This window comes from Nocardioides dongkuii, assembly GCF_014127485.1.
GTDB classification, from domain to species: Bacteria; Actinomycetota; Actinomycetes; order Propionibacteriales; family Nocardioidaceae; genus Nocardioides; species Nocardioides dongkuii.
The window spans coordinates 62089-84887 of the sequence record NZ_CP059903.1; the positions used below are offsets into that span (position 1 = coordinate 62089).

At 70.6% G+C, this 22799-nt stretch carries 21 protein-coding genes; 12 read left to right on the plus strand and 9 right to left on the minus strand.

The genetic code is table 11. The features are described from left to right. Window positions 1-148: 148 nt before the first annotated feature. Window positions 149-1492, plus strand: a complete 1344-nt coding sequence (locus H4O22_RS00300) for an NAD-dependent malic enzyme (protein WP_182526846.1) — start codon at window positions 149-151, stop codon at window positions 1490-1492. Here the strand turns inward: H4O22_RS00300 and ppgK are convergent, their stop codons facing one another. Then, a complete protein-coding gene (ppgK, locus tag H4O22_RS00305; RefSeq protein ID WP_182525155.1) occupies window positions 1493-2245 on the minus strand; it encodes a polyphosphate--glucose phosphotransferase in 753 nt (250 codons plus the stop codon). It abuts the gene before it with no gap. Between the two features lie 134 nt (window positions 2246-2379). Further along, window positions 2380-3564, minus strand: coding sequence for an AAA family ATPase (locus tag H4O22_RS00310; protein ID WP_182525156.1), 1185 nt, complete (start codon window positions 3562-3564; stop codon window positions 2380-2382). Between the two features lie 155 nt (window positions 3565-3719). On the opposite strand from H4O22_RS00310, the gene H4O22_RS20855 reads away from it, so the two are divergent. Genes H4O22_RS20855 through H4O22_RS00325 form a run of 3 tightly spaced genes read left to right on the plus strand, consistent with a single transcriptional unit; the run spans window position 3720 to window position 7074 of the window. Further along, window positions 3720-5186, plus strand: coding sequence for a fatty acid desaturase (locus H4O22_RS20855; protein WP_182525157.1), 1467 nt, complete (start codon window positions 3720-3722; stop codon window positions 5184-5186). Between the two features lie 35 nt (window positions 5187-5221). Next, on the plus strand, window positions 5222-5785 hold the full coding sequence (locus H4O22_RS00320; protein WP_182525158.1) for a TetR/AcrR family transcriptional regulator: 564 nt from the start codon (window positions 5222-5224) through the stop codon (window positions 5783-5785). Further along, window positions 5782-7074, plus strand: a complete 1293-nt coding sequence (locus tag H4O22_RS00325; protein WP_182525159.1) for a hypothetical protein — start codon at window positions 5782-5784, stop codon at window positions 7072-7074. The genes H4O22_RS00320 and H4O22_RS00325 overlap by 4 nt, the downstream gene beginning before the upstream one ends. On the opposite strand, the gene H4O22_RS00330 is transcribed toward H4O22_RS00325, so the two are convergent. From H4O22_RS00330 to H4O22_RS00340, 3 genes are read right to left on the minus strand one after another with little or no spacing between them, the layout of a single operon-like run. Beyond that, entirely contained in the window at window positions 7058-7663 is a 606-nt protein-coding gene (locus H4O22_RS00330; protein ID WP_182525160.1) for a hypothetical protein, read from the minus strand. The genes H4O22_RS00325 and H4O22_RS00330 overlap by 17 nt on opposite strands. Further along, window positions 7660-8250: a hypothetical protein gene (locus H4O22_RS00335; RefSeq protein WP_182525161.1), complete on the minus strand. Its 591-nt coding sequence runs from the start codon at window positions 8248-8250 to the stop codon at window positions 7660-7662. Before H4O22_RS00335 ends, H4O22_RS00330 begins: the two co-directional genes overlap by 4 nt. Beyond that, the gene (locus H4O22_RS00340) at window positions 8247-8852 is read right to left on the minus strand and encodes a hypothetical protein (RefSeq protein WP_182525162.1); all 606 of its coding nucleotides are present in this window, start codon (window positions 8850-8852) and stop codon (window positions 8247-8249) included. The genes H4O22_RS00335 and H4O22_RS00340 overlap by 4 nt, the downstream gene beginning before the upstream one ends. A 246-nt stretch (window positions 8853-9098) precedes the next feature. On the opposite strand from H4O22_RS00340, the gene H4O22_RS00345 reads away from it, so the two are divergent. Next, window positions 9099-10334 (plus strand): alpha/beta hydrolase, encoded by a 1236-nt coding sequence (locus H4O22_RS00345; protein WP_182525163.1) that lies wholly within the window; start codon window positions 9099-9101, stop codon window positions 10332-10334. Between the two features lie 1099 nt (window positions 10335-11433). Next, window positions 11434-12879 carry a hypothetical protein gene (locus tag H4O22_RS00350; protein WP_182525164.1) on the plus strand — a complete coding sequence of 482 codons (1446 nt, stop codon included), beginning with the start codon at window positions 11434-11436 and terminating at the stop codon, window positions 12877-12879. Between the two features lie 860 nt (window positions 12880-13739). Here the strand turns inward: H4O22_RS00350 and H4O22_RS00355 are convergent. Next, window positions 13740-13952, minus strand: a complete 213-nt coding sequence (locus H4O22_RS00355) for a PLDc N-terminal domain-containing protein (RefSeq protein WP_182525165.1) — start codon at window positions 13950-13952, stop codon at window positions 13740-13742. Window positions 13953-14153: 201 nt separating this feature from the next. Here H4O22_RS00355 and H4O22_RS00360 point away from each other — a divergent pair, with 201 nt between their 5' ends. The 3 genes from H4O22_RS00360 (at window position 14154) to H4O22_RS00370 (ending at window position 17223) form a co-directional block, all read left to right on the plus strand. Beyond that, window positions 14154-14780 (plus strand): maleylpyruvate isomerase family mycothiol-dependent enzyme, encoded by a 627-nt coding sequence (locus H4O22_RS00360; RefSeq protein WP_182525166.1) that lies wholly within the window; start codon window positions 14154-14156, stop codon window positions 14778-14780. A gap of 175 nt (window positions 14781-14955) precedes the next feature. Then, a complete protein-coding gene (locus tag H4O22_RS00365; RefSeq protein ID WP_244963047.1) occupies window positions 14956-16404 on the plus strand; it encodes an MDR family MFS transporter in 1449 nt (482 codons plus the stop codon). Between the two features lie 51 nt (window positions 16405-16455). Beyond that, window positions 16456-17223, plus strand: coding sequence for an SDR family NAD(P)-dependent oxidoreductase (locus tag H4O22_RS00370; RefSeq protein ID WP_182525167.1), 768 nt, complete (start codon window positions 16456-16458; stop codon window positions 17221-17223). A 259-nt stretch (window positions 17224-17482) separates the two neighbouring features. On the opposite strand, the gene H4O22_RS00375 is transcribed toward H4O22_RS00370, so the two are convergent. From H4O22_RS00375 to H4O22_RS00385, 3 genes are read right to left on the minus strand one after another with little or no spacing between them, the layout of a single operon-like run. Beyond that, complete coding sequence (locus tag H4O22_RS00375; RefSeq protein ID WP_182525168.1) at window positions 17483-18010, minus strand: GrpB family protein; 528 nt, start codon at window positions 18008-18010, stop codon at window positions 17483-17485. Further along, window positions 18003-18920, minus strand: coding sequence for an MBL fold metallo-hydrolase (locus tag H4O22_RS00380; RefSeq protein WP_182525169.1), 918 nt, complete (start codon window positions 18918-18920; stop codon window positions 18003-18005). Before H4O22_RS00380 ends, H4O22_RS00375 begins: the two co-directional genes overlap by 8 nt. Further along, window positions 18920-20569, minus strand: a complete 1650-nt coding sequence (locus H4O22_RS00385; RefSeq protein WP_182525170.1) for an FAD-binding dehydrogenase — start codon at window positions 20567-20569, stop codon at window positions 18920-18922. Before H4O22_RS00385 ends, H4O22_RS00380 begins: the two co-directional genes overlap by 1 nt. A 128-nt stretch (window positions 20570-20697) precedes the next feature. On the opposite strand from H4O22_RS00385, the gene H4O22_RS00390 reads away from it, so the two are divergent. Genes H4O22_RS00390 through H4O22_RS00400 form a run of 3 tightly spaced genes read left to right on the plus strand, consistent with a single transcriptional unit; the run spans window position 20698 to window position 22780 of the window. Beyond that, on the plus strand, window positions 20698-21177 hold the full coding sequence (locus tag H4O22_RS00390; RefSeq protein ID WP_182525171.1) for a VOC family protein: 480 nt from the start codon (window positions 20698-20700) through the stop codon (window positions 21175-21177). 28 nt (window positions 21178-21205) lie between these two features. After that, a complete protein-coding gene (locus H4O22_RS00395) occupies window positions 21206-22096 on the plus strand; it encodes a serine hydrolase (protein WP_182525172.1) in 891 nt (296 codons plus the stop codon). 39 nt (window positions 22097-22135) lie between these two features. After that, the gene (locus tag H4O22_RS00400) at window positions 22136-22780 is read left to right on the plus strand and encodes a dihydrofolate reductase family protein (protein WP_182525173.1); all 645 of its coding nucleotides are present in this window, start codon (window positions 22136-22138) and stop codon (window positions 22778-22780) included. Window positions 22781-22799: the final 19 nt, after the last annotated feature.

Sequence of the window (22799 nt, forward strand, 5' to 3'; positions counted from 1 at the left end):
ACCAAAGAGTGCAGATTTGTGACGGCCGTCACGTACGCCGCCGCACGGTGCCCCGGGCCGTTGCGACTTGCCGGTAACCGGCGTCGGGGCGGAAGGTGTTCCGGTGTCCTCCCCTCGCGCCGCCACCACCTCGTCGTACTCGATCACCATGCGGCTGCACACCGTGCCCGACCACGCGGTGGTGGGCGCGGTCGCGACCGCCATCGCCTCCTCCGGCGGCATCGTGACCGCGGTCGACGTCACCGAGTCCAGCCACGAGCGGCTGGTCGTCGACGTGACCTGCTCGGCCAGCGACGCCGACCACGCGAAGGTCCTCGAGGGCGTGGTCGACGCGATCGACGGCGTGGAGGTCTTCCGGGTCAGCGACCGGACCTTCCTGCTGCACATCGGCGGCAAGATCGAGGTCGGGTCGAAGGTGCCGCTGCGCAACCGCGACGACCTCTCGATGGCGTACACGCCGGGCGTCGGCCGGGTCAGCATGGCGCTCTACGAGCACCCCGAGGACGTGCGCCGGCTGACGATCAAGGGCAACTCGGTCGCGGTCGTCACCGACGGCTCGGCGGTGCTCGGGCTCGGCAACATCGGCCCCGGCGCGGCGCTGCCGGTGATGGAGGGCAAGGCGGCGCTGTTCAAGCGGTTCGCCGACATCGACGCCTGGCCGATCTGCCTGGACACCCAGGACACCGACGAGATCGTGCGCGCGGTCCAGCTGATCGCGCCCGGCTTCGGCGGCATCAACCTCGAGGACATCGCCGCGCCCCGCTGCTTCGAGATCGAGCGACGGCTGCGCGAGACCCTCGACATCCCGGTCTTCCACGACGACCAGCACGGCACCGCGATCGTGGTCCTGGCCGCGCTCACCAACGCGCTGCGCGTGGTCGAGAAGCGGCTGCCCGACGTACGCATCGTGGTCGCGGGCGGCGGCGCCGCCGGCACCGCCATCGTCACGCTGATGCTCGCCGCCGGCGCCTCGGACATCGTGGTCTTCGACAAGGAGGGCTGCCTCTCGGCCGACGACGAGCAGCTCACCGGAGCGAAGAAGGAGCTCGCCGAGGCCACCAACCCGCGGCGGGTGCGCGGCGACCTGCGCGCCGCGCTCGACGGGGCGGACGTGTTCGTCGGCGTCTCCGCGCCCGGCGTCCTGCAGGCCGAGTGGATCCAGGACATGGCCGACGACCCGGTCGTCTTCGCGCTCGCCAACCCCGACCCGGAGGTGGACCCCGCCGAGGCCGTGAAGTACGCCGCGGTGGTGGCCAGCGGCCGGTCGGACTACCCCAACCAGATCAACAACGTGCTCGCCTTCCCCGGCGTCTTCCGGGGCCTGCTCGACGCGCGCGCGACCGACGTGACCGTGGACATGCTGCTGCGGGCGGCGGAGGCGATCGCGCTGGTGGTCAAGGACGAGGAGCTCAACCCGAGCTTCATCATCCCGACCGTCTTCCACCCCGACGTGCCGAAGGCGGTGGCCGCGGCGATCCGCGGCGAGAAGTAGTCAGGCGGTCGTGGTCGCGTAGAGCGCGGCGCCCACGACGCCGGCCTTGTTGCGCAGCGTCGCCGGCACGATCTCGGTGTCGAGCTCGAGCAGCGGCAGGAACTCGTCGCTGCGCTTGCTGATCCCGCCGCCGACGACGATCAGGTCGGGGGAGAAGAGCTTCTCCAGCGTCCGGTAGTAGCGGGTCAGCCGCTCGGCCCACTGCTTCATCGTCAGGTTCTCGGCCTCGCGGGCGCTGTTGGCGGCGCGCGACTCGGCGTCGTGGCCGTCGATCTCGAGGTGACCGAGCTCGGCGTTCGGCACCAGCACCCCGTCGTGCACGAGCGCGGACCCGATGCCGGTGCCGAGGGTGGTGACGATGACCAGGCCGCCGCGGCCGCGCGCCGCGCCGTACGCCACCTCGGCGAGGCCGGCCGCGTCGGCGTCGTTCACGACGTGGACGTCGCGGCCGGTGGCCTCGGTGAAGAGCGCGTCGGCGTCGGTGCCGATCCAGGCGCGGTCGATGTTGGCGGCGGAGTGGACGACGCCGTGGCGGACGACGCCCGGGACCGTGACGCCGACCGGCGCCCCGGACGCGGGGAACTTGGCCAGCAGGTCGGCGAAGACCGCGGCGACCTGCGTCGGCGTGGACGGCTTCGGGGTCCGCACCCGCACCCGCTCGGCGGCGAAGTCGCCGGTCTCGAGGTCCACCGGGGCGCCCTTGATGCCGGTGCCGCCGAAGTCGATCCCGAACGGGTGCTCGCTGCTCGTCATGGGCCGACCCTAGACCGGGGGTCGAGCAGCCGAGTCGGCGCGAGTTGTACGCCGAGTCGGCGTGAGTTCCGCGGCTCCCTGGCAATTCACGCCGGCTCGAGCGTCATTTCACGCCGACTCGGCGACAAGGGGGGTCAGCCGCCGGTCTCCTGGCGGACCCAGGCGGCGAACCCCGGGACGGTGAAGCGCAGCGAGCCGCGGCCGGCGACCTCGATGAGGCCCTTGTCGAGCAGGCTGCGCCGGGGTACGCCGAGGTCGTTGCTGCTCACCCCGAGGTGCTCGGCGATCTCGCCGCGGCGTACGTCGTCCTCCGCCGGGCCGGTGAGCTCGGCCATCGCGCCGAGCACGCGCTGCTCGCCCGGCGACGCCTTGCCCCAGCGGGCCCGGAACATGGTGGCCAGCTCGGCGTCGACGCGCGAGCGGGTGCGGGCCAGGAGGTCGGTGCCGAGGACCGTGCCCGCGGGTGGCCCGGCCTCGCGCCAGACCGCGTCGCCGAAGAGCTGGAGGAAGTAGGGGTAGCCCTGCGCCAGCGCGATCACCTCGGCGAGCAGGTCGGGGTGCCAGGACACCTCGTGGTCGCGGGCCGGCGCCTCGAGGACCTCCGCGGCGTCGGCGTCGTCGAGCCGCTCCAGGGTGCGGAAGGCGAACCGCTCGCTGAAGGTCACGGCCGCGGTCAGCACGTCGGGACTGTTCGGCAGGCCGGCCGCGATGACGACGGCGGACGGCTCGGGCGTGGCCTGCTGCAGCTCCTGCCAGGCGTAGGCCAGGGTGCGCAGGTCCTCGCGGGGGGCCGCCTGCACCTCGTCGACCAGCAGGCACAGCCCCGCCGAGCCGCGCTCGCGGGCGGCGGCCGCCGCCAGCGCGACGAAGTCGCCGAACGCCGCCGAGGCCGCGCCCGTGCCGGGGGCCGCCGCCGGGCTGACGTCGAGCTCGACCCCGGCCTTGGTCCCGCCGGCGCCGAGCTCGAGGGTCAGCGAGGTCAGCCGGTCGCGCAGCGCCGTACGGCGGCCGACGTCCACGCCGATGTCGTCGAGGGCGCGGACCAGCGCGGCGACCAGCGCCGCCACCAGGCTCTCATCGCCCCGCGCGGTCACCCAGGCCACCACGGCACCGGCGCGACCCGCCTCGTCGCGCACCGCCTTGAGCAGCGAGGTCTTGCCGACGCCGCGCGAGCCGACGTGCACCCGGATCCGCCCCAGGAACCGCCCGTACGTCGCGAGCAGCGCGAGGTCGGCCTGGGCGTCGGTGAGCTGGGCGCCGCGCCCGACCAGGACGGGCGGCGCCTCGCCGGGGGTGTAGGGGCTGGGCAGCGGCGGCACGGTCACACGGTTCCTTATGAAGCGGAGGTTTCATCACGAACCGTAAGTCGAGCCACCGACAGTCGTCCCGCTTTACATTCGCCTACCCCTTGTCAAGCAGGTTTACAGACCCTATGGTCCTGTAAACCGCACGACGACGTCCGGAGGCACGGCGCATGACCAGCACCACGACCGGCAGCGAGCAGATCGCCAACAGCACCGTCCCCGCAGGGTCGACGGAGGCCTGGCGTGACCCGAAGCGCTACCTGTGGCTGATCGGCCTGGTCGTGCCCTCCCTCGCCTTCGTGGCGTACGGCGCGTGGCTCGCGACCGGCAGCGGTGCGTTCTTCTGGATCGGCCCGGTGGTGATCCTGCTGGTCGTCCCGGCGATCGACCTGGTCGCCGGCCTGGACCGCTCGAACCCGCCGGACGACGTGATCGACCGGCTCGAGAAGGACCGCTACTACCGCTGGATCACCTACCTCTTCCTGCCCATCCAGTACGTCGGGTTCCTCGGCGCGATGTACCTGATCGCCCACGGCGACCCGCTCGGAGTCCAGGGTGACCTGAGCACCTTCAGCAAGATCGGCCTGGCGGTCTCGATCGGCTGCATCGGCGGCATCGGCATCAACACCGCCCACGAGCTCGGCCACAAGAAGGAGAGCCACGAGCGCTGGATCTCCAAGATCGCGCTCGCGCAGAGCTTCTACGGCCACTTCTACATCGAGCACAACCGCGGCCACCACGTGCGCGTCGCGACCCCCGAGGACCCGGCGTCCTCGCGGCTGGGCGAGAGCTTCTACCGGTTCTGGCCGCGCACGGTGATCGGGTCGCTGAAGAGCGCCTGGCGGATCGAGAAGCGCCGCTACGCCCGCAAGGACAAGCACCCGTTCCGGATCGGCAACGACGTCCTCAACGCCTGGCTGATGTCGGCCGTGCTGTGGGCCGGCGTCGTGGTCTGGCTCGGCCCCGGCGTGCTGCCGTACCTGGTGATCCAGGCGGTCGTCGGCTTCTCGCTGCTCGAGGTCGTCAACTACATGGAGCACTACGGGATGCTGCGCCAGAAGGTCGGCGTCGGCGAGCGGCAGCGCTACGAGCGGGTCGACCCCTCGCACTCCTGGAACTCCAACAACATCGCCACCAACGTGCTGCTCTACCACCTGCAGCGGCACAGCGACCACCACGCCAACCCGACCCGGCGCTACCAGACGCTGCGCGACTTCGAGGAGAGCCCGGTGCTGCCGACCGGGTACGCCGGCATGATCGTGCTCGCGATCGTCCCGCCGCTCTGGCGCCGGGTGATGGATCCCCGCGTGGTCGCGCACTTCGACGGCGACCTGACCCGGGCCAACCTCCAGCCCGGCGCCCGCGAGCGACTCCTCGCTCGCCACCCGTTCCCGACCGCCGAGCCCATCCCCCAGGCGGAGACGCCGGGCTCGGCGGTCGGTTCCACCCCCGCGGAGGTGCTGGCCGCGCGCTGCCCCAACTGCGACTACACCTACGACGTCGCCGCCGGCGACGAGCACGAGGGCTTCGCGGCCGGTACGGCGTGGGCCGACATCCCGGCCGACTGGTTCTGCCCCGACTGCGGTGTCCGCGACAAGGTCGACTTCGTCCCGCTGAGCCACAGCGAGGTCGGCTGAGCGTCCTGGCGGGGGGTCGTCCCTACACTGCCCCCATGCCAGCCAGCACCCGCGACCGCGTCGTCGAGGCCGCGGTCCGGATGACCAGCGACGTCGGCTGGTCGAAGGTCACGATGGCGAGGCTCGCCGACGTGGTCGGGGTGAGCCGGCAGACGGTCTACAACGAGATCGGCACTAAGGCCGGCCTCGCCGAGGCGATGGTCCAGCGTGAGCTGGAGCGGTTCCTCGCCGTGGTCACGGTCGCCTTCGACGAGCACCCCGGCGAGCTGGTCGAGGCGATCCGGCACAGCGCCCGCGGCGTCCTCGAGCACGCGCAGGACAACCCGCTGCTGCACGCGGTCGTCTCCGCGACGCACGGCGCCGACACCGAGCTGCTGCCGCTGCTGACCACGAACTCCGAGTCGCTGCTGGTCGCCGCGAAGGCGGTCGTCGCCGACCGGATCACGCCGTACGACATTGGGCTGGAGGCGGCCTCGCTGGACGCCGCCATCGACATGGTGGTGCGGGTCGTGCTCAGCCACGTGATGCAGCCGTCCGGTACGCCGGCCGCCACCGCCGACGACATCGCCTGGATCGCCGAGCGGGTGCTCCGCGCGTGACCGTGCTGCGGGAGCTGCGCGAGTCGGTCGTGGACGCGGTGCTCGTCGTCGGCGACGCCGTACGCCTCCTCGCGCGGCACTGGCCGGCGCTGATCAGCATCTTCCTGCTCGGCCTGGCCGCCCGGAACGCCGCCATGTGGGGCGCGGTGCTGCTCGGCCGCGAGCACCCGGTGCTCGCCTCGCTGCTGGTGCCGCTCGCGCCGCTCGCCATGGTGATCGCGCTGATCGCGATGCTCCGGGTGGCCGGGTCGTCGGCGCGCTGGACCGTGGTCGCCGAGGAGCGCCGGCTGGCGCTGCTGGCCTCGGCGCTGGTGCCGTTCCTGACCGTCTATGCGCTGCAGGGGCACCTCGACGCCGACCGCGACCAGTTCATCAACGAGAGCTACGCCGACGAGTTCGCGTCCGGGGCGATCTTCAGCGGCGGGGAGATCGACGACCGGACCCTGGTGACGGTGACCAGCTGGCAGGTCGGCCTGGTGCTCACCGCGCTGGCGCTGCGCACGGTGATGGACCGCCTCGACCTGGCCCACCGGAACGCCGCCGGCGGGTTCCTGGTCGCGCTGGTCGAGGTCACCTGGCTGACCTGGCTGGCGGCGCTGCTGACCTCGCGCTGGCACGACCTCGGCGGCTGGGTGGGCGACCGGGTGGTGATCGACGCGGGCGCCGACGGGTGGCGGCGGGTGACCGCGGCGCTCGGGCCGCTGACCGAACCGGTCCGCGCGGTCGGCGAGCTGCTGGTCGGCATCGTGACCGGGATCAGCGAGATCGTGGTGACGCCGGTCGCCTGGCTCGCCGTCGGCGCGGTCGTGCTCGCGGGCGGCCTGCGCGAGAGCCGCCGCGCACGGATCGAGGAGCACCGGCTCGTCGTCCGCGCCCGCGAGCGGGTCGGCCTGCGGCTGCGCGGGCAGATCGACCGGTTCCAGAAGTCCCGTGCCTGGCGCCCGGAGAAGATCGGCGACCTGCTCGGCCGGCGGTTCGAGGAACTCGTCCAGGGGGTGCGCACGCTCGCGCACGCCGGCGTCGTACCGGTGCTCACCTTCTGCCTGGTGCTGGGCCTCGCCCAGCTGGCGGAGTGGGGTACGGCGCTGCTGCTCCGCGCGGTCGTCGGACCGCAGGACCCGGACGCGATGATCGCCTTCTCGCCGTACCTGGAGATCGCGACCCGCACCGTCTACACCGTGGTCGTCGTGGTGCTGGTCGCCGCGGCGGTGTCGCGGCTGCTGACCCGCCGCATGCAGGAGGAGCGCGAGGAGCTGGCGGTGCTCAGCCCCGTCAGTCCCGCAGGCTGAGCTCCACGGCGTCCGGCGCCTCCCACCACAGCCGCACCGTCTCGGGCTCGGCGTCGTCGTCGGTCACGACCGGCACGGAGACCTCGTACGTCGGGGGCCGCGGCTCCTCGCCCTCGGCCCGGCCGCCGTCGTAGTCCGGGCCGCGGCGCCCCTCGGGCTCGCAGTCGGGCGCGGGCACGGACGTCGCGCCGAGCGTGGTGCCGACGGCCTTGCTCTCCCGGTCCCGGGTGTCGATCAGCGCCACCTGGCACCCGCCCAGCGGCACGTCCGGGTCGACGTCGAAGCGCAGCCGCACCTCCCAGACCGCGCTACCTGGGACCGGATCTACCGGCTCCGGGCCGGCGAAGCCCTGCACCTCCGTCGCCGGCACCACCTCGAGGAGGGTGACGGTGAGGTCGCGGCGGTGCGTGCCGCCGTCCCCGTCCTCCCACTCGTCGGTGAGCTCCAGCGGCTCGCCCAGCGTCCCGGTCGTCACGTCGTGGACCTGCTCGGGCCACCAGAAGACCTGGAGCCGGCTCGCCGAGGCGACCAGCACCAGCGCGAGCGCGACGGGCAGCACCAGCAGCCAGCGCCAGCTCAGGCTCCTCACGACGGCTCCTCGTCGCCGAGCGAGGGGAGGGGTACGGCGTAGGACGGCGCCTTCGCGAAGGCCTCGGCGTCGTCGGCGGTCAGGCCGAGGTCGATCTCGGCGATCGCGTCGAAGCGCTGGTCGCGAGACAGCCGCGCCAGGCGGAGGTCGAGCGTGGGGAGCGCGTCGGGCGGCACCTCGGCGTACACGGTGCAGTGGGCGGGCAGCCCCGGCGGGCTCTCGGTGCACGCGTTGGCGTTGCGGCCGGTCAGGCCCCAGACCCGGCCCTCGTCGTCGCGGAGCTCGGCGAAGGTGAGCGGGGTGTTCTCCTGCGTCGCCACGACGGTGTAGCGCACCACGACCCAGACGCCGGGGCTGACCAGCTCGCCGCCGTACTGCTCCACGCGCGTGCTCCCGGCCACCTCGTCGACGGTCACCGTCGCGGTCCGCAGGTCGATCGCGTCGCCCACCTCGCCGGTGCGCACGTGCGGCTCGGCGCCGGGGTCGGCGTCGTCGTCGGGCAGCCAGCCCTGGAGCGCCGAGCCGGCCGCGAGCAGACCGAGGCAGACCGCCCCCGTGCCGACCGCGTGCTGCCACGTCGTCGTCATCGCAGGCCCTCGGGCTCGGGGCGTACGGCGGGGAGCGGTGCCACGTCGAGCGTCACCCGGGCGACCGGCGCCTCGTCGTACCACCCCAGGTCGCCGTCGAGCGCGCTCGCGCGGCGGGTGTGCTCGAGCAGGGTCACGGTCATCCGCCGGGGCACGGACTGCTCAGCGACGATGAAGACGATCTCCACGTCGTACGCCAGCCCCGGCCCGAGGCCGAGCAGGCTCGACCCGTCCGCCCGGACCCGGACCACCGGCGCCGGCACCTTGATCGGGGAGCCGAACTGGTCGTAGGCGTCGGTCAGGTCGGCGGTGATCGCGTCGGTCAGCGTGCCCGCGGCGACCGACTCCATGGCCGCGAGCTCGATCTGCCCCTCGACCACGACGTACGCCTGGCCGGGCTCAGCGCCGTCGCCGTTGACCACGAACCGCGCCGACGCCTCGTCCAGCCGGATCCGGAACGGCTCCGCCTCGACCGTGGTGCCTGGCTCCGCCTGCGCCGGTCCCTCGGGGCTCGAGCGGGCCCAGCCGCCGAGGAGGGTGACGATCAGTAGTGCCGCCGTGACCGCCACGACCGTCGCCGTCAGCCACGGGTGTGCGCGCACGATTGCCGTTGGCTCCCGTGTTGGCACGGGGGGAGTCTAGGGCGGGGCGCTGGCTGGACTGCGGACAACGAAGTCCGGCGTGGACAGAGTCACTCCCCCAGAATGTTCCGGCAGCCATACGGTAGGCAAGAAGCGGAGCGCAACAGCGCCTCGAACTAGGCAGAGCGATCTTGGTCCTAGCCGAGGCATGCTTGGATGCTCCGAAGTGCGAGCGTGCCAGCGCACCGAAACGCCAGGAGGTTGGGAGTGCCGACATTCGTTCAGGAGGCACCTGGACCGTCGATGACAATCGACGGTGGATTGAGAGTGCATCTCCGGAACGCCGATCACGCTTCCGCCTTAGTAGTATTTGTTCATGGCTTGAGCGGGTCAGGATATGGCACATGGGGTGAGATGCCAGGTGCGGTTTACCGAAGCGACCGATTAGACGCGGACATAGCTGTATTCGATTACGTCAGTGGTTTCCGCCGGCGCCTAGGATTCAGCCCGAACATCATCGATGTGGCCCGTGAACTCAACTCGCACTTAGATGCGCTGCAATACAAACGCATCATTCTCGTAGGTCATAGCATGGGCGGCATCATTTGTTCGATGGCGATTCGCCTGTCGCACCAAAAGACACCGTTCGGCCACAGTCAAGCATTGATCCATCGTGCCGTTGGTTTGATCGCCCTGGCCAGTCCCCGGAGCGGCGCCCGGGCAGTGATTCTCGGCGGACAGAAGGACGCTCGCGTACTTCGGGTCCACAACGCTGAAGTCACTCAGAACTCGGAGTTCTTTACCAATCAAGTGGACACGCAGTGGCGAGGTAGCGGTAGAGCTCGATATCGCATACCAATCTGGGCGGCCACCGCAACACATGACCGTTTTGTGGACTACTTCACTGCCACTTTTGCGCTGCGGGGAGATCAAGTCGATACCTTCACGGGCACACACACATCGTTTCTCCATCGCCATGACATCCGCGAGTGGGTAGTAGAGCGAGCGGCGCGGTCACTTGCACAGGCGGATGTTCCGTTGCGCGCAACTCGGTCGGTGATTAAGACCCGCTTCCGCGGAGACCCGCTTCATAGTGCATGGCATGACGCCTTTCACGGTGCCCTGCGTCGGTTTGAGGTTTCGCCAGACGGGATCACTATTTACGACGCCACACACGAACCTCGCGAGGATGACACTGAGACGCACCTCCAGGTGAGGATCATTCCCTCAGGCGTTTGCGATGCGGAAGCAACCGCGACCGAGTTTAGGGAGTACGGCCTGGCTATGGAGTCAGGACGGCTATTTGCTCTGGGGGCAGCACCCCTTGGTGAGGATGTGGACGAGGCCGCGCGACGTCTCGCGGGATATGTCGAAGAGCGCCCAGCAGCGTGGATCGCGCCAGTGAGCGAACCGCAGAATCTTGAAGACGAAATACTGAACTGGCTCGAGCGAACCAAGGAATCCATGACCCATGCCAACAGGTTCGATCGAGGTTACGAATGACAGTGGCAATGGAGGCGCGACACGAATGACACAAGACAGCCCCGCCGAGGTTGAGATGGGCTGGGTGGCCGCAGTAATCGCGCCGCGTGACGTCAGCCCTCACCCCAACTTCTGGAGTTCTGAGTCGGTTACGCCCTTCGGAGTCCTGGCGCTTCTCGAGGAGGGGCGCCATACAGATTATGCCCGCCTGGTGTCGGACCGAAAGCGCGACGAGGTGTGGTCAGGCATGCAGGGTTACGAACCGCTCTTTGACGCTGTGCGAGCGTCCATGAGCCTTGGGACAGTCAGTTCTGGAGCAGACTCCCTTGCGAGCATCGCGCGTAGAGGTTTGGCCATCGATGATGATCTCGCCCTCCGGGTTGCATGTGCGGTAATGGCCGCGACCGCACTGATCGAAGTAGATCGCACTTCGGATGCTCGCGCCCTTCTAGCCCATACTCTGATGGAGGTCGAGCGGCAGTCGGGATGGGAGACTCGCCTTCTTTCCCTTTGGTTGCTAAACGTTGAAGCCAACGCGCAGCAATCGATGCTCGATCGGACCTTGGACGGCATTGCAAGGGCCCAGCAGATTGCATCCGACGTAAACATTCCCAGCGGTGCCACGTTCAGCATCAGTCTAGGTAGTTCCGTTTCCTCGCAAGAGTGCTTGCAGGACATTTTGGACGTTCTGAGGTGGGGGGCCGTCCACCATGCTGCTCGATCGCAGTCCGATTGGAACGCGCAGATACAACTCGTGCGGCGACCCACCCCGCGACTCGCATGGCGAATTCGCAGCAGAGTTGGCGACTCTCTCGAGGTTGCCCTAAAGGAGGACTTTCGGGCAACCGTTTCACGCCCAAGTGAACGCCGAGTAATCTTCGGAGAGGAGCCCAATGGCGACAGTGAGCTCTTTGAAGCGCTGGTCTGGCACGAGAATGTTGGTAGCCCCTTCGTGAGGCACTACCGGGGGTTACTGGGTCGATCGAGATTCCTGCGAGGCGTGACTTCCGCTGAAAGCTGGTTGACCGCAGAGGGCCTTCGCCTGTTGCGGCAAGCCGACCTGGATAAAGAAGTTGGCGCTTCGAGTCTATTCCTTCGCCAACAGGGTCCTCTGCACCTCTTGCGGGATGAGGGCGAACGAGTTCTTGAGTCGATTGATGTCAACGATGCGTATTCGCTATCGGACTTGGTAGTGATACGCCATTCTGCGTCTCTGCTAGACAGTCAAGCACGAACCTCTGCACTCACGCGCCTATTCGCAGACCGCGCTAGTCATGACGGCCCGCGACTCGGCGGGGCGCTAGGCGCTGAGAAGACTTGGCAGGCGATACATGCACTGTCGGAGGCAGAAGGAACAGATGCGATAGCGCTTGAGGTACTGCTAGAAGAGGTCGCCAAGAACCACGAGGGCGAGCAAGCTGACGAGTACACCTACGCCCGCCTCCTCGGCCTTTGGAGAGTTGCAGCATGGGAAGACTCGAAAGTCCGGAGTCGGGTTGCTGAGCTGTCCACCCAAATCGACACGTCCAAAAGCGTTGAGCTAAAGCGCGCGATCGAGCTGGCTGCCGACAGATTGGCAGCCCCAGCGATCGGGAAGGAGGAAGACCTCAATCTGCAGGCAGTGGCGCGATACGTCGACCGCGCGATGTTGCATTCAGAGGAGATTCCAGACGATGTAGTCCCGCGTATCGAGTCGCTTCTGCGTGCCCAACTGGCCGCCACTCGGAAGGACGCACACGAAGGGCGGTTTTCTGGCGGAGGACTGAAAGAGGCCGAACTGGCTGTAGCGCTGATGTTCGTCACGTCAAGCGCGGACCTGTGGAGCGAAGTGTTGAACTTTGTGCTGGACCCTGCCGTGCAACGAGACGATAAGACGGCAGCGCTCACGCGAATGGCCAGCCGGGCCAGCGACCTGCCTGAGGTAATCACGGAGACACTGCGCCAGCGGTCCTCTGACCTCCTCGACGGGGGCCCAGAGTTCATGGGCTCCGCGATTCGTCCTTACCCCGCAGGAGTGCGCCTGCTGGCGATGATTGGCGGATTGGGGGTTGGGGCGCCACTTTCGCTCGTCGCCGAACTGATGGCTAAGGGAACGCCGTCTTCCCGGCACGAGGCGGGTGTGACTCTCGTAGCTTTGGCTCATCGTGGGGAGAGGTCCGAATGGTTCGAGTCCACTTGCCTGTGGCTCACCTACGAGGCGGACGCCTACGTCCGGTCCCTCGCTGGCCAAGCGCTCGCCATAACCGATGCGAGTTGGAACCGAACGGGCAGGGATGAACGCCTCGCTGCGCTGCTGCAAGAGGACGGCACACTGGTGCCCCTTCGCGTCCTAGCTGGCTTGGAGGACGCGAGCGAAGCGCTGCCTCAAACTCTTCGTGACATTGCTATGAGCCTGGTTGCTAGCCATATGAGCACCGAGGTTCGTCAAGCGGCGCGGGCAGTGCTTGGCAGACCCAACGCCTATGAGAACCTGCTGAAGAGGGAACCAACCGGTAGAGGTGCCCGGCGCACGGCACGAGAAGTCATCCGTCGAGCGACGCGGACCATAAGGGGGTGGCTCCGCTAGCGGAGTCACTGAAGCAGGGCATACAAACACATACCCTGCCCTTCCTTGATCGACCGACCTGCATCAACGATCAGTCACCCGCTGGGAGCGTCACTCCGCCGCGTCAGCGTGCCTACACAACAAAAGTGTTGGCGGGGGCCGCACACAGGTAGGTCACGCCGTGCTGCTCTCCTCGGCTTTGCCAGCGCATTCGCCTCACGCGCAACCTCGAAACGCGCGCTCACGCGACTGCTCACGTGTGCCACGATTTGTCCGTGACGATCACCGTGACCATCCGACCAGAGGGCGAGCGCCGGCCAGGCACCGCCGAGGTGAGCGGGTTGCCGTGGGACGAGCGGCCAGGGTCGGGGTACGAGGTCATCGCGGACGCAAGCGGCGTCCCGGAGGACGTTGTGCAGTATGCGAACGGATCGTTCTCTGTCGGCCGCCATCATGCCCAGCGCCTCGTCCTTGGACTCGCGGAACGGTTCGGTCGGGTTCGCGTCGTGCAGTTCGGCGGGTCCGACGCTTGCGACGAGGGTTGTTGGGCGAATGACGACGGCGATCCGTTTTCGTGTGACTGCTCCTGCGCTGGCGCCAATCACGGAAGAGGGGAAGCACTCGTCGAGGCGCCTCCTCCGGCGCCAAGAGACACGCGCCGACGCCCGCGTCCACGGGAATTCGACTACTCCGTGTGAGCCAGGACGTTCGCGAGAACGACCTCGTCACGATCCTTGGGCAATGGAGCGATCAGGGCCGGTCGAACCTACGAGTCCTCGTGGTCGATCTGCCCTATGGCGCCGACCAGTAGGTGATCCACCGCATTTCGCACCCTGAAGGCGCGTCACTCCGCCGCGACAGCACAACGCGACTCCGTGGCCTCAGCGTCGACCCTTCGCGAAATACGCCAGCGGGCCCACAGGCTGGACGAAGGCGGCGGCCACCCACGCAGCCTTCGGGCCGCGGACCTTGCTCGCCGGGCGGTGAGCGAGGTCCCACAACGCTGCGCCTGTCAGGGCCACCTCCACCGCACCCGCGAGGAAGACAGCTCGACGCTGTCCGTCGGTGAGGTCTGACCACTTCTTCTTTGGCATGGTCCTCACGCTACTGGCGAGCGCGTTGCGGCCCGCAGGAGGTGGGATTGGCCTGGGGAGGGCTGTGGCCCGTGGTCTCGATACGCCCGCTCGTTCCTCGCGGGCTACTCGACCACCGAGGGCTCGTTCCTCGGGGGCTACTCGACCAACGAGGGCTCCCGGACTCAGCGAGCATTCCTAGATCTGGTGCCAGAATCGCGCATGGACATCTTCGCGGAGATCGCCGACGAGCGGCGTGGCTTGGCCGACCTGCTCGGCGCGCTGCCGCCGGAGCATCGGGCGACGCAGAGCCTGTGCAGCGAGTGGACCGTGCAGGAGGTGGCGGCCCACCTCGTCGTGCCCCTCGAGGTCGGCATCCCGGGATTCCTCCTCGCCATGGTGGTCAGCGGCGGGAGCTTCGACCGGGCCAACGTCCGGCTGGCGCGCAAGCAGGCGCAGCGGCCGTACGAGGAGATGGTCGAGGTGCTGCGCACCAAGGCCGACAGCCGGTTCACGCCTCCTGGTGCGGGTCCGGAGGCGCCGCTCACCGACGTCCTGGTGCACGGCCTCGACATCCGCTGGCCGCTCGGGATCCCGCGAGACATCCCGGAGCAGCGGTCGCGGACGTCGCTGGACTTCCTGACCACCCGCGCCGCCAGCAGCTGTGTCCCGAAGGGCGCGCTGGACGGGCTGCGGCTCGAGGCCACGGACATCGACTGGGTGCACGGCGACGGTCCTGTCGTACGGGGTGCGTCCGAGTCCCTGCTGCTGGCGATGACCGGCCGCCGGGCCGCGCTGGACCACCTGGAGGGCCACGGCGTCCCGGCGTTGCGCGACCGACTGTCCTGACCCGGTCAGGGGTGCTGCGCCAGCACATCGCGTCCGGAGCTCGGGGCTGGCCCGCAGCGTCGCGCACGCCTCCGCGCCAAATCGGCTGACCTCCGGGCGGCGGAATGCAGTCGGCGCGTCCCGTGTTGGGCCACAGTCCCTCGCGCCCCATCAGCCTGCACTGGAGCACCTCTTCGTGACCGTCACCGCCCCGGCCGAACCGACCACCCCCACGATCGTGGAGCGGCCCGGCCGCCTGATCGCGCTGCTCGTCGGCTCGGCGTTCGTGGTCATCCTCAACGAGACGATCATGGGCGTCGCGCTGCCCGAGCTGATGCTGGAGTTTGACGTCCCGGCGACCTCCGCGCAGTGGCTCACGACCGCGTTCCTGCTGACCATGGCCGTGGTCATCCCGGTGACCGGCTTCCTGCTGACCCGCTTCCCGCTGCGGCGGGTCTTCATGGCGGCGATGATCTCCTTCACCGCCGGCACCCTGCTCGCCGCGCTGGCGCCGACGTTCGGCGTCCTGGTCGCTGCGCGCGTCGTGCAGGCGGTCGGCACCGCCCTGATGATGCCGCTGCTGATCACCACGATCCTGACCATCGTCCCGGCCGAGCGCCGCGGACGGATGATGGGCACGATCTCCATCGTCATCTCGGTGGCCCCCGCGATCGGCCCGACGATCTCCGGCCTGGTGCTCGCGGAGCTGGACTGGCGCTGGATGTTCTGGCTGGTGCTCCCGATCGCGCTGGTCTCGCTGGGTCTCGGGTCGGCCTGGGTGCGCAACGTGACCGAGCCGCGCGACGTACCGATCGACGTGCTCTCCGTGATCCTCTCGGCGCTCGCCTTCGGCGGCCTGATCTACGGGCTGAGCAGCATCGGTGAGTCGGCCTCCGGCGACACTCCGCTGCCCGTGTGGCTCCCGCTCGTCGTCGGCGGTGCGGCGCTCGCGGCGTTCGCGTGGCGCCAGCTGGCGCTGCGCGAGCGCGCGCTGCTCGACCTGCGCACCTTCGCCAGCCGCACCTTCACCGTCGCGGTCGCCCTGGTCGCGGTGAGCATGATGGCCCTGTTCGGCACCCTGATCCTGCTGCCGATCTACCTGCAGAACGTCCTGGGCCTGACCACCCTCGAGACCGGCCTGGTGCTGCTGCCCGGCGGCCTCGTCATGGGCGTGCTGGCGCCGGTGGTCGGCCGCGCCTACGACCAGGTCGGCCCCCGGCCGCTCGTCGCGCCGGGCGCGGCGATCACCTCGGTGGCGCTGTGGTCGATGTCGACCCTCGACACCGGCACCGGCCAGGGCACCGTCATCGCGATCCACGTGCTGATGAGCATCGGCTTGGCGCTGATGTTCACCCCGCTGATGACCTCGGCGCTCGGCTCGCTGCCGCCGCACCTCTACTCCCACGGCAGCGCGACCGTCTCGACGCTGCAGCAGGTGGCCGGCGCTGCCGGCACCGCGCTCTTCGTGACCGTGATGACCCGGCGCTCGGTCAGCGAGACCGAGGCCGGCGCGTCGATCGTCGAGGCCACCGCCGAGGGTGTGCACGCGGCGCTGTTCTACGGCGGCGTCATCTCGGCGGTCGCCGTGCTGGTCGCGCTGCTGGTACGGCGCGACGCGGCGCCGGTGGAGGCTCCGGCAGCCTGACGGCCCGTCGCTGAGCTCGGCGACTGGGGGCGGCGCGGCAGGATGTCGGCCATGAGCCCCGCAGCCACCCAGCGCCGAGCCGTCCTCGTCACCGGCGGGTCCCGCGGCATCGGCGCCGCCGTCGCCCGGGCCTTCGCCGAGCGGGGTGACCGGGTGGCGGTCCACTACGGCACCTCGGCCGAGAAGGCCGAGGCGGTCCGCTCCTCCCTGCCCGGGGACGGGCACGTCACCGTCCAGGCGGACCTGACCCGCCCCGACGAGGTCAGGGGCGCGGTCGACACCGCCGCCGAGCGGCTGGGCCGGCTCGACGTGCTGGTCAACAACGCCGGGGTGTTCCTCGCCCACCCGCCGCTGTCCACGTCGTACGCCGACTGGCAGGCCGTGTGGTCGCAGACCATCACCACCAATCTCACCGGCGCGGCCAACGCGACGTTCTGCGCGATCCCGCACCTGCGGGCCGCGGGCGGCGGCGCGGTGGTCAACGTGTCGAGCCGCGGCGCGTTCCGCGGCGAGCCGGACTGCCCGGCGTACGCCGCGTCCAAGGCCGGCCTGAACGCCTTCGGTCAGTCGATGGCGCTGGCCCTGGCACCGCACGGCATCTCGGTCGGCACCGTGGCGCCCGGCTTCGTGGAGACCGAGATGGCCCGCGAGGTCCTCGACGGCGTCGGCGGGGACGCCGTGCGCGCCCAGTCGCCGTTCGGCCGGGTGGCGCACCCTGAGGAGGTCGCCGCCGCGGTGCTCTGGCTCGCGTCCCCGGAGGCGCGCTTCTCCACCGGCACGATCATCGACGTGAACGGCGCCTCCTACCTGCGCAGCTGACCGACTGCCAGGATCGTCGACGTGGACATCTTCGAGGAGATCGCTGAGGGCTGCGCACCAAGGCCGACAGCCGGATCCCTCGCGACATCCCGGAGCAGCGGTCGCGGGCGTCGCTGGACTTCCTGACCACCCGCGCCGCCAGCGGCCTGGTCCCGAAGGGCGCGCTGGACGGGCTGCGGTTCGAGGCCACGGACCTCGACTGGACGCACGGTGACGGTCCTGTCGTACGCGGCGCTGCGGGACCGGCTGTCCTGACCGGTCAGGGGTGCTGCGCGAGCACCTCGGCGACGAACTCGCCCTTGCCGTCCGTGTACGCCGGCCGGTCCCCGGCGTGCTCGGTCGCGAGCCGCCGCTTCAGGTCCCGGTACCGGATCCGCAGCTCCGGGCTGGCCCGCAGGGCGTCGCGGAACCGCAGCCGCACGTGCCACTCCGCCGACCCGTGCTCGACCAGCGTGAGGTGGTGGGTGCGCAGCGCCTCGGGTCCCTTGGGCAGGAAGACGAAGTCGCCGTACACGCGCTCGGGCATGAACGTGTAGCCGAGCTCGGTGAGCCGCGGGATCACCCGCGCGGCGTCGTCCAGGGCCCGCAGCCCGGCCTGCAGGTCGATGAGCGGCTTGGCCTCCAGCCCCGGCACCGACGTGCTGCCGACGTGCGCGACGTCCACGAACCAGTCGGCCAGGTGCGCGAGCAGGAGCGCCCGCTCCGCGGCGTACGCCTCGGCCCAGGCGGGCGTCCAGGGGCGCAGCGCGAGGGTCCCGCGGGGGAGCCCGATCAGGCCGTCATCCACGCGCCCAAGGGTCCTCGCGCTGCCACACCGTGGGGAAGTGCAGCGTGACGCCGTCCCGGATCGCGAGGCGGTCGAGCGCCCGCATCGTGACGTCGAGGTCGTCGCCGGCGTACGGCAGCGCCCGCAGCGGCTGGTCGAGCGGCCGGAAGAAGTCGTCCCAGTGCGTGAGGACGACCCTCCGCGCACCCACGGCCTGCACCGTCTCGGCCCAGTACGCCGCGATGTAGTCCTCGTCCTGGACGCCGAGCTGGCCGACGCCGAGGTACGCGACGTCGGCCCGGCGTCCGGCCAGCGCGCCGGGCACGAAGCCGGCGCTGCCCTGGACGAGCGCGGTCCGGCCGCTGGTGTGGCCGACGATCAGCGACCACGCCTCGCCGCAGCGGTACGCCGCGGCGCGGGTCGGTGGCGTCACCGGCTCGGTGATCGTCCCGGGGTAGCGGTCCGGCGGGCAGTGGTCGGAGACCACCCAGGTGACCTCGAAGCTCCCGAAGGTCAGCGAGTCCCCGGAGCCGACGACCCGCACCTGCGAGGCAGGGAGCCCGTGACCCCTGCCGACGTTCGCGGCGGACTCCCCGCCCACGAGCACGCCGCCGGTCCGCTCCGCGACGACGGCGGAGTCCAGCGCGTGGTCGAAGTGGGTGTGCACCGGCAGCACCGCGTCCAGCTGCGAGACACCGGCTCGCGCCAGCGCCGCGTCGATCCGGGGAAGATCGGGCGCGATCTTCCCGAGCCCGACGCGGAGCAGCGACGGCCGGGAGAAGAACCCGTCGGACACGAGAGCCGACTCGGCGTCCTGGAACAGCAGGGTGGAGACGCCGAGGAAGGTGACGGAGAAGTCAGAAGCAGCCCGGGGTACGTCGAAGCGCGCGGCGTACCGCGTCAGGTCGGGTCGGCCGAGCTTCAGCCGCATCAGCCGACCGCAGCGGCCGCGGCGCGCCCCGCCGTACGCCCGGAGAACAGGCAGCCGCCGAGGAAGGTGCCCTCGAGCGCGTTGTAGCCGTGCATCCCGCCGCCGCCGAACCCGCTGACCTCGCCCGCGGCGTACAGGCCGGGGATCGCCGCGCCCGCGCCGTCGAGCACCCGGCCGTGGAGGTCGGTGTGCAGGCCGCCGAGGGTCTTGCGGGTGAGGATGTTGAGCCGTACGGCGATCAGCGGGCCGGCGGCCGGGTCGAGCAGCTTGTGCGGGGTCGCCACCCGGATCAGCTTGTCGCCGCGGTAGCTGCGCGCGCCACGCATCGCGGTGATCTGCGCGTCCTTGGTGAAGGTGTTGTCGAGCTCGCGGTCGCGCGCCTCGATCAGCCGCCGCAGCTTCTCGCCGTCGACGAGCGGCTCGTCGGTGAGCTTGTTCATCCCCGCCACCAGCTCGGGGAGGGTGTCGGCGACGACGAAGTCCTCGCCGTGCTGCTTGAACGCCTCGACCGGGCCGGGGGCGCCGGCCTTGACCCGGGAGAGCAGGAGCTTGACGTCCTTGCCGGTGAGGTCGGGGTTCTGCTCGGAGCCCGAGAGCGCGAACTCCTTCTCGATGATCTTCTGGGTGAGCACGAACCACGAGTAGTCGTAGCCCGTCTTCGTGATCTCGCGGAGCGTGCCGAGGGTGTCGAAGCCGGGGAAGTACGGCGCGGGCAGCCGGTTGCCCTCGGCGTCGAGCCACAGGGACGAGGGGCCGGGCAGGATCCGGATGCCGTGGTTCTCCCAGATCGGGTCCCAGTTCCGCAGGCCCTCGGTGTAGTGCCACATCCGGTCGGGGTTGATGATCGCGCCGCCGGCCGCGGAGGTGATCTTGAGCATCCGGCCGTCCACGTGGGCCGGTACGCCGGCGACCATCCGCTTCGGCGGCTCGCCGAGCCGGGCCGGCCACGCCTGGCGCACCAGGTCGTGGTTGCCGCCGATGCCGCCGGAGGTGACCAGCACCGCCTGCGCGGCGTACTCGAACTCCCCGGTCGTCACGCGCGACGAGGCCTTGCCGCGCTCGACCGAGGAGGCCTCGAGCAGCGCGCCGCGTACGCCGGTGACCGCGCCGTCGTGGGTGACCAGCGCGTCGACGCGGTGCCGGAACTTGAAGGTGATCCGCCCCGCGGCGGCGTGCTTGCGGACCCGTCGCTCGAACGGCGCGACCACGCCGGGGCCGGTGCCCCAGGTCAGGTGGAAGCGGGGGACGGAGTTGCCGTGCCCGTCGGCGCGGCCGTCGCCGCGCTCGGCCCAGCCGACGACGGGGAAGAACCGGTGGCCCATCGCGCGCAGCCAGGAGCGCTTCTCGCCGGCGGCGAACTGCAGGTAGGCCTCCGCCCACTGCCGCGGCCAGTGGTCCTCGGGGCGGTCGAACTGCGCGGAGCCGAGCCAGTCCTGCCGGGCGAGGTCGAGGGAGTCCTTGACGCCCATCCGGCGCTGCTCGGGGCTGTCGACGAGGAAGAGGCCACCGAGCGACCAGAACGCCTGGCCGCCCAGGGACTGCTCGGGCTCCTGGTCCAGCAGCAGCACCCGCCGGCCGGCGTCCGCGAGCTCGGCGGCGGCGACGAGACCGGCGAGGCCGGCTCCCACGACGATGGCGTCGGCGTCCATGACACTCCTTCTCCCCGGGGCACAGGGGTGCCCTCGCCCCGGATGTCTACCGCACCGCACGCAGCGATGGATCGGCTGCCCTGGGCCGGTCAGTCCTACGACAGGACGACCGATCCGAGGAGGACCCGATGGACGCGAAGCTCTACCCCTGCCTGTGGTTCGACGGCAACGCCCAGGAGGCGGCCACGTTCTACGCGTCGGTGCTGCCCGACAGCCACGTCGACAAGCTGTGGCGCTCCCCGGTCGAGACGCCGGCGGGGCCCGAGGGGATGGTGCTGCTGGTCGACTTCACCGTCGCCGGCCAGCCGGTCCAGGGGCTCAACGGCGGCCCGGACTTCACCTTCAGCGAGGCGGTGTCGTTCGTCATCGAGTGCGACGACCAGGCCGAGGTCGACCGGCTCTGGACGACGCTCACCGCGGACGGCGGCGAGGGCGGGCCGTGCGGCTGGCTCAAGGACCGGTTCGGGCTGTCCTGGCAGATCGTGCCCCGCCGGTTGAACGAGCTGATGGAGGACCCCGACCCCGATCGCGCGCGCCGGGCGATGGAGGCGATGCTGAAGATGGGCAAGATCGACATCGCCGAGGTGGAGCGGGCCGCCGACGGCTGACCGGTCGCGCGCTGGCAGCATCGGCGTCATGCGAGCTGCTCCCCGGACCGCGTACGCCGGGGCGCTGGTGCTCGTGCTGGTGCTCGTCGCCCTGGTGGTGGTGAGGACGCGGGACGCTGACGCCCCCGAGGGCCGGAGCCCTGCGCCGGCTCCCGCCGCCTCCGGCTCGACGGACCCCGAGTCGCGGGTCGTCTGCGGTGACCCGGACCAGGTCGCGGCGGACCTGGCCGCGCTCGAGGAGCGCACCGGCGCCCGCGTCGGCGTGCACGTCGTGGTGCCCGCGACCGGCGAGACGCTGGGCTACCGGGACGACGAGCGGTTCGCGTTCGCCTCGACGATCAAGGCGCTGGCGGCCGCGGCCGTGCTCGAGGAGGCGGGTCCCGGCGACCTCGACCGCCGCGTGCGCGAGGCCCTCGACGCGGCGGTCACCCTCAGCGACAACGCTGCTGGCAACCTGCTCCTCGACGTCCTCGGCGGACCGGCCGCCCTCGACGAGCGGCTCGAGGACGCCGGCGACGACGTCACCCGCGTCGAGCGGCGCGAGCCGGACCTCAACGACTACACGCCCGGCGACGACCGCGACACGACCACGCCGGCAGCGCTCGCGGGGACCCTGGCGGCGTACGCGCTCGGGCCGCGGCTGCCCCGCGCCGACCGGGCTCTCCTCAACGACCTGCTGGAGCGCAACACCACCGGCGACGCGCTGGTCCGCGCCGTCGTCCCGGACGACTGGACGGTGGGCGACAAGACCGGGACCGCGTCGTACGGCACCCGCAACGACGTCGCCGTGGTCCGCCCTCCCGGCCGGCCGCCGCTCGTCCTCGCCGTGATGACCCGCCACGGCGAGCCGGACGCGGCAGCCGACGACGCCCTCGTCGCCGACGCGGCCCGGGTGGTGGTCCGGGCGGTCTGCCGGTAGGTGCGATGAGTTCGGGGGCCACAGCTGGTCAACCGTGTCATGACGCAGCTCCTGCGGGTCCACAACTTCGCCGTCTCCAGCGACGGGTACGCCGCGGGGGAGGGCCAGAGCCTCGAGACCCCGTTCGGCGACGTCGACCCGCCGTCGCTCCTGGGGTGGGCGCTCGGCACGGCGAGCTGGCCGAACCGCGCCGAGCCGGGCGGGAGCCGGGGGCTCGAGGACTACCTGGTCCGCGACTTCCACCGCAACATCGGGGCCGAGATCATGGGGCGCAACAAGTTCAGTCCCCAGCGCGGTCCCTGGGCCGACGAGGAGTGGCGGGGCTGGTGGGGTGACGAGCCGCCGTTCCACACGCCCGTCTTCGTGATGACCCACCACCCGCGGCCGTCGTTCTCGCTGTCCGACACGACGTTCCACTTCGTCGACGGCGACCCCGCGACGGTGCTGGAGCGCGCCTTCGAGGCCGCTGACGGCAAGGACGTCCGGCTCGGCGGGGGTGCCGACACCGTGCGCCAGTTCCTGGACGCGGGGCTCGTCGACACGCTCCACGTCGCCGTGGCGCCGTTCGAGCTCGGAGGCGGCTCGCGGCTGTGGGAGTCCCCCGAGGAGCTCCTGGACCGCTTCCACCGTGACGTGGTCGCCGGCTCGCACGGCGTCGTGCACCACCTCTTCTGGCGCGACTGACCCGCCGCGGGGGCGAGGG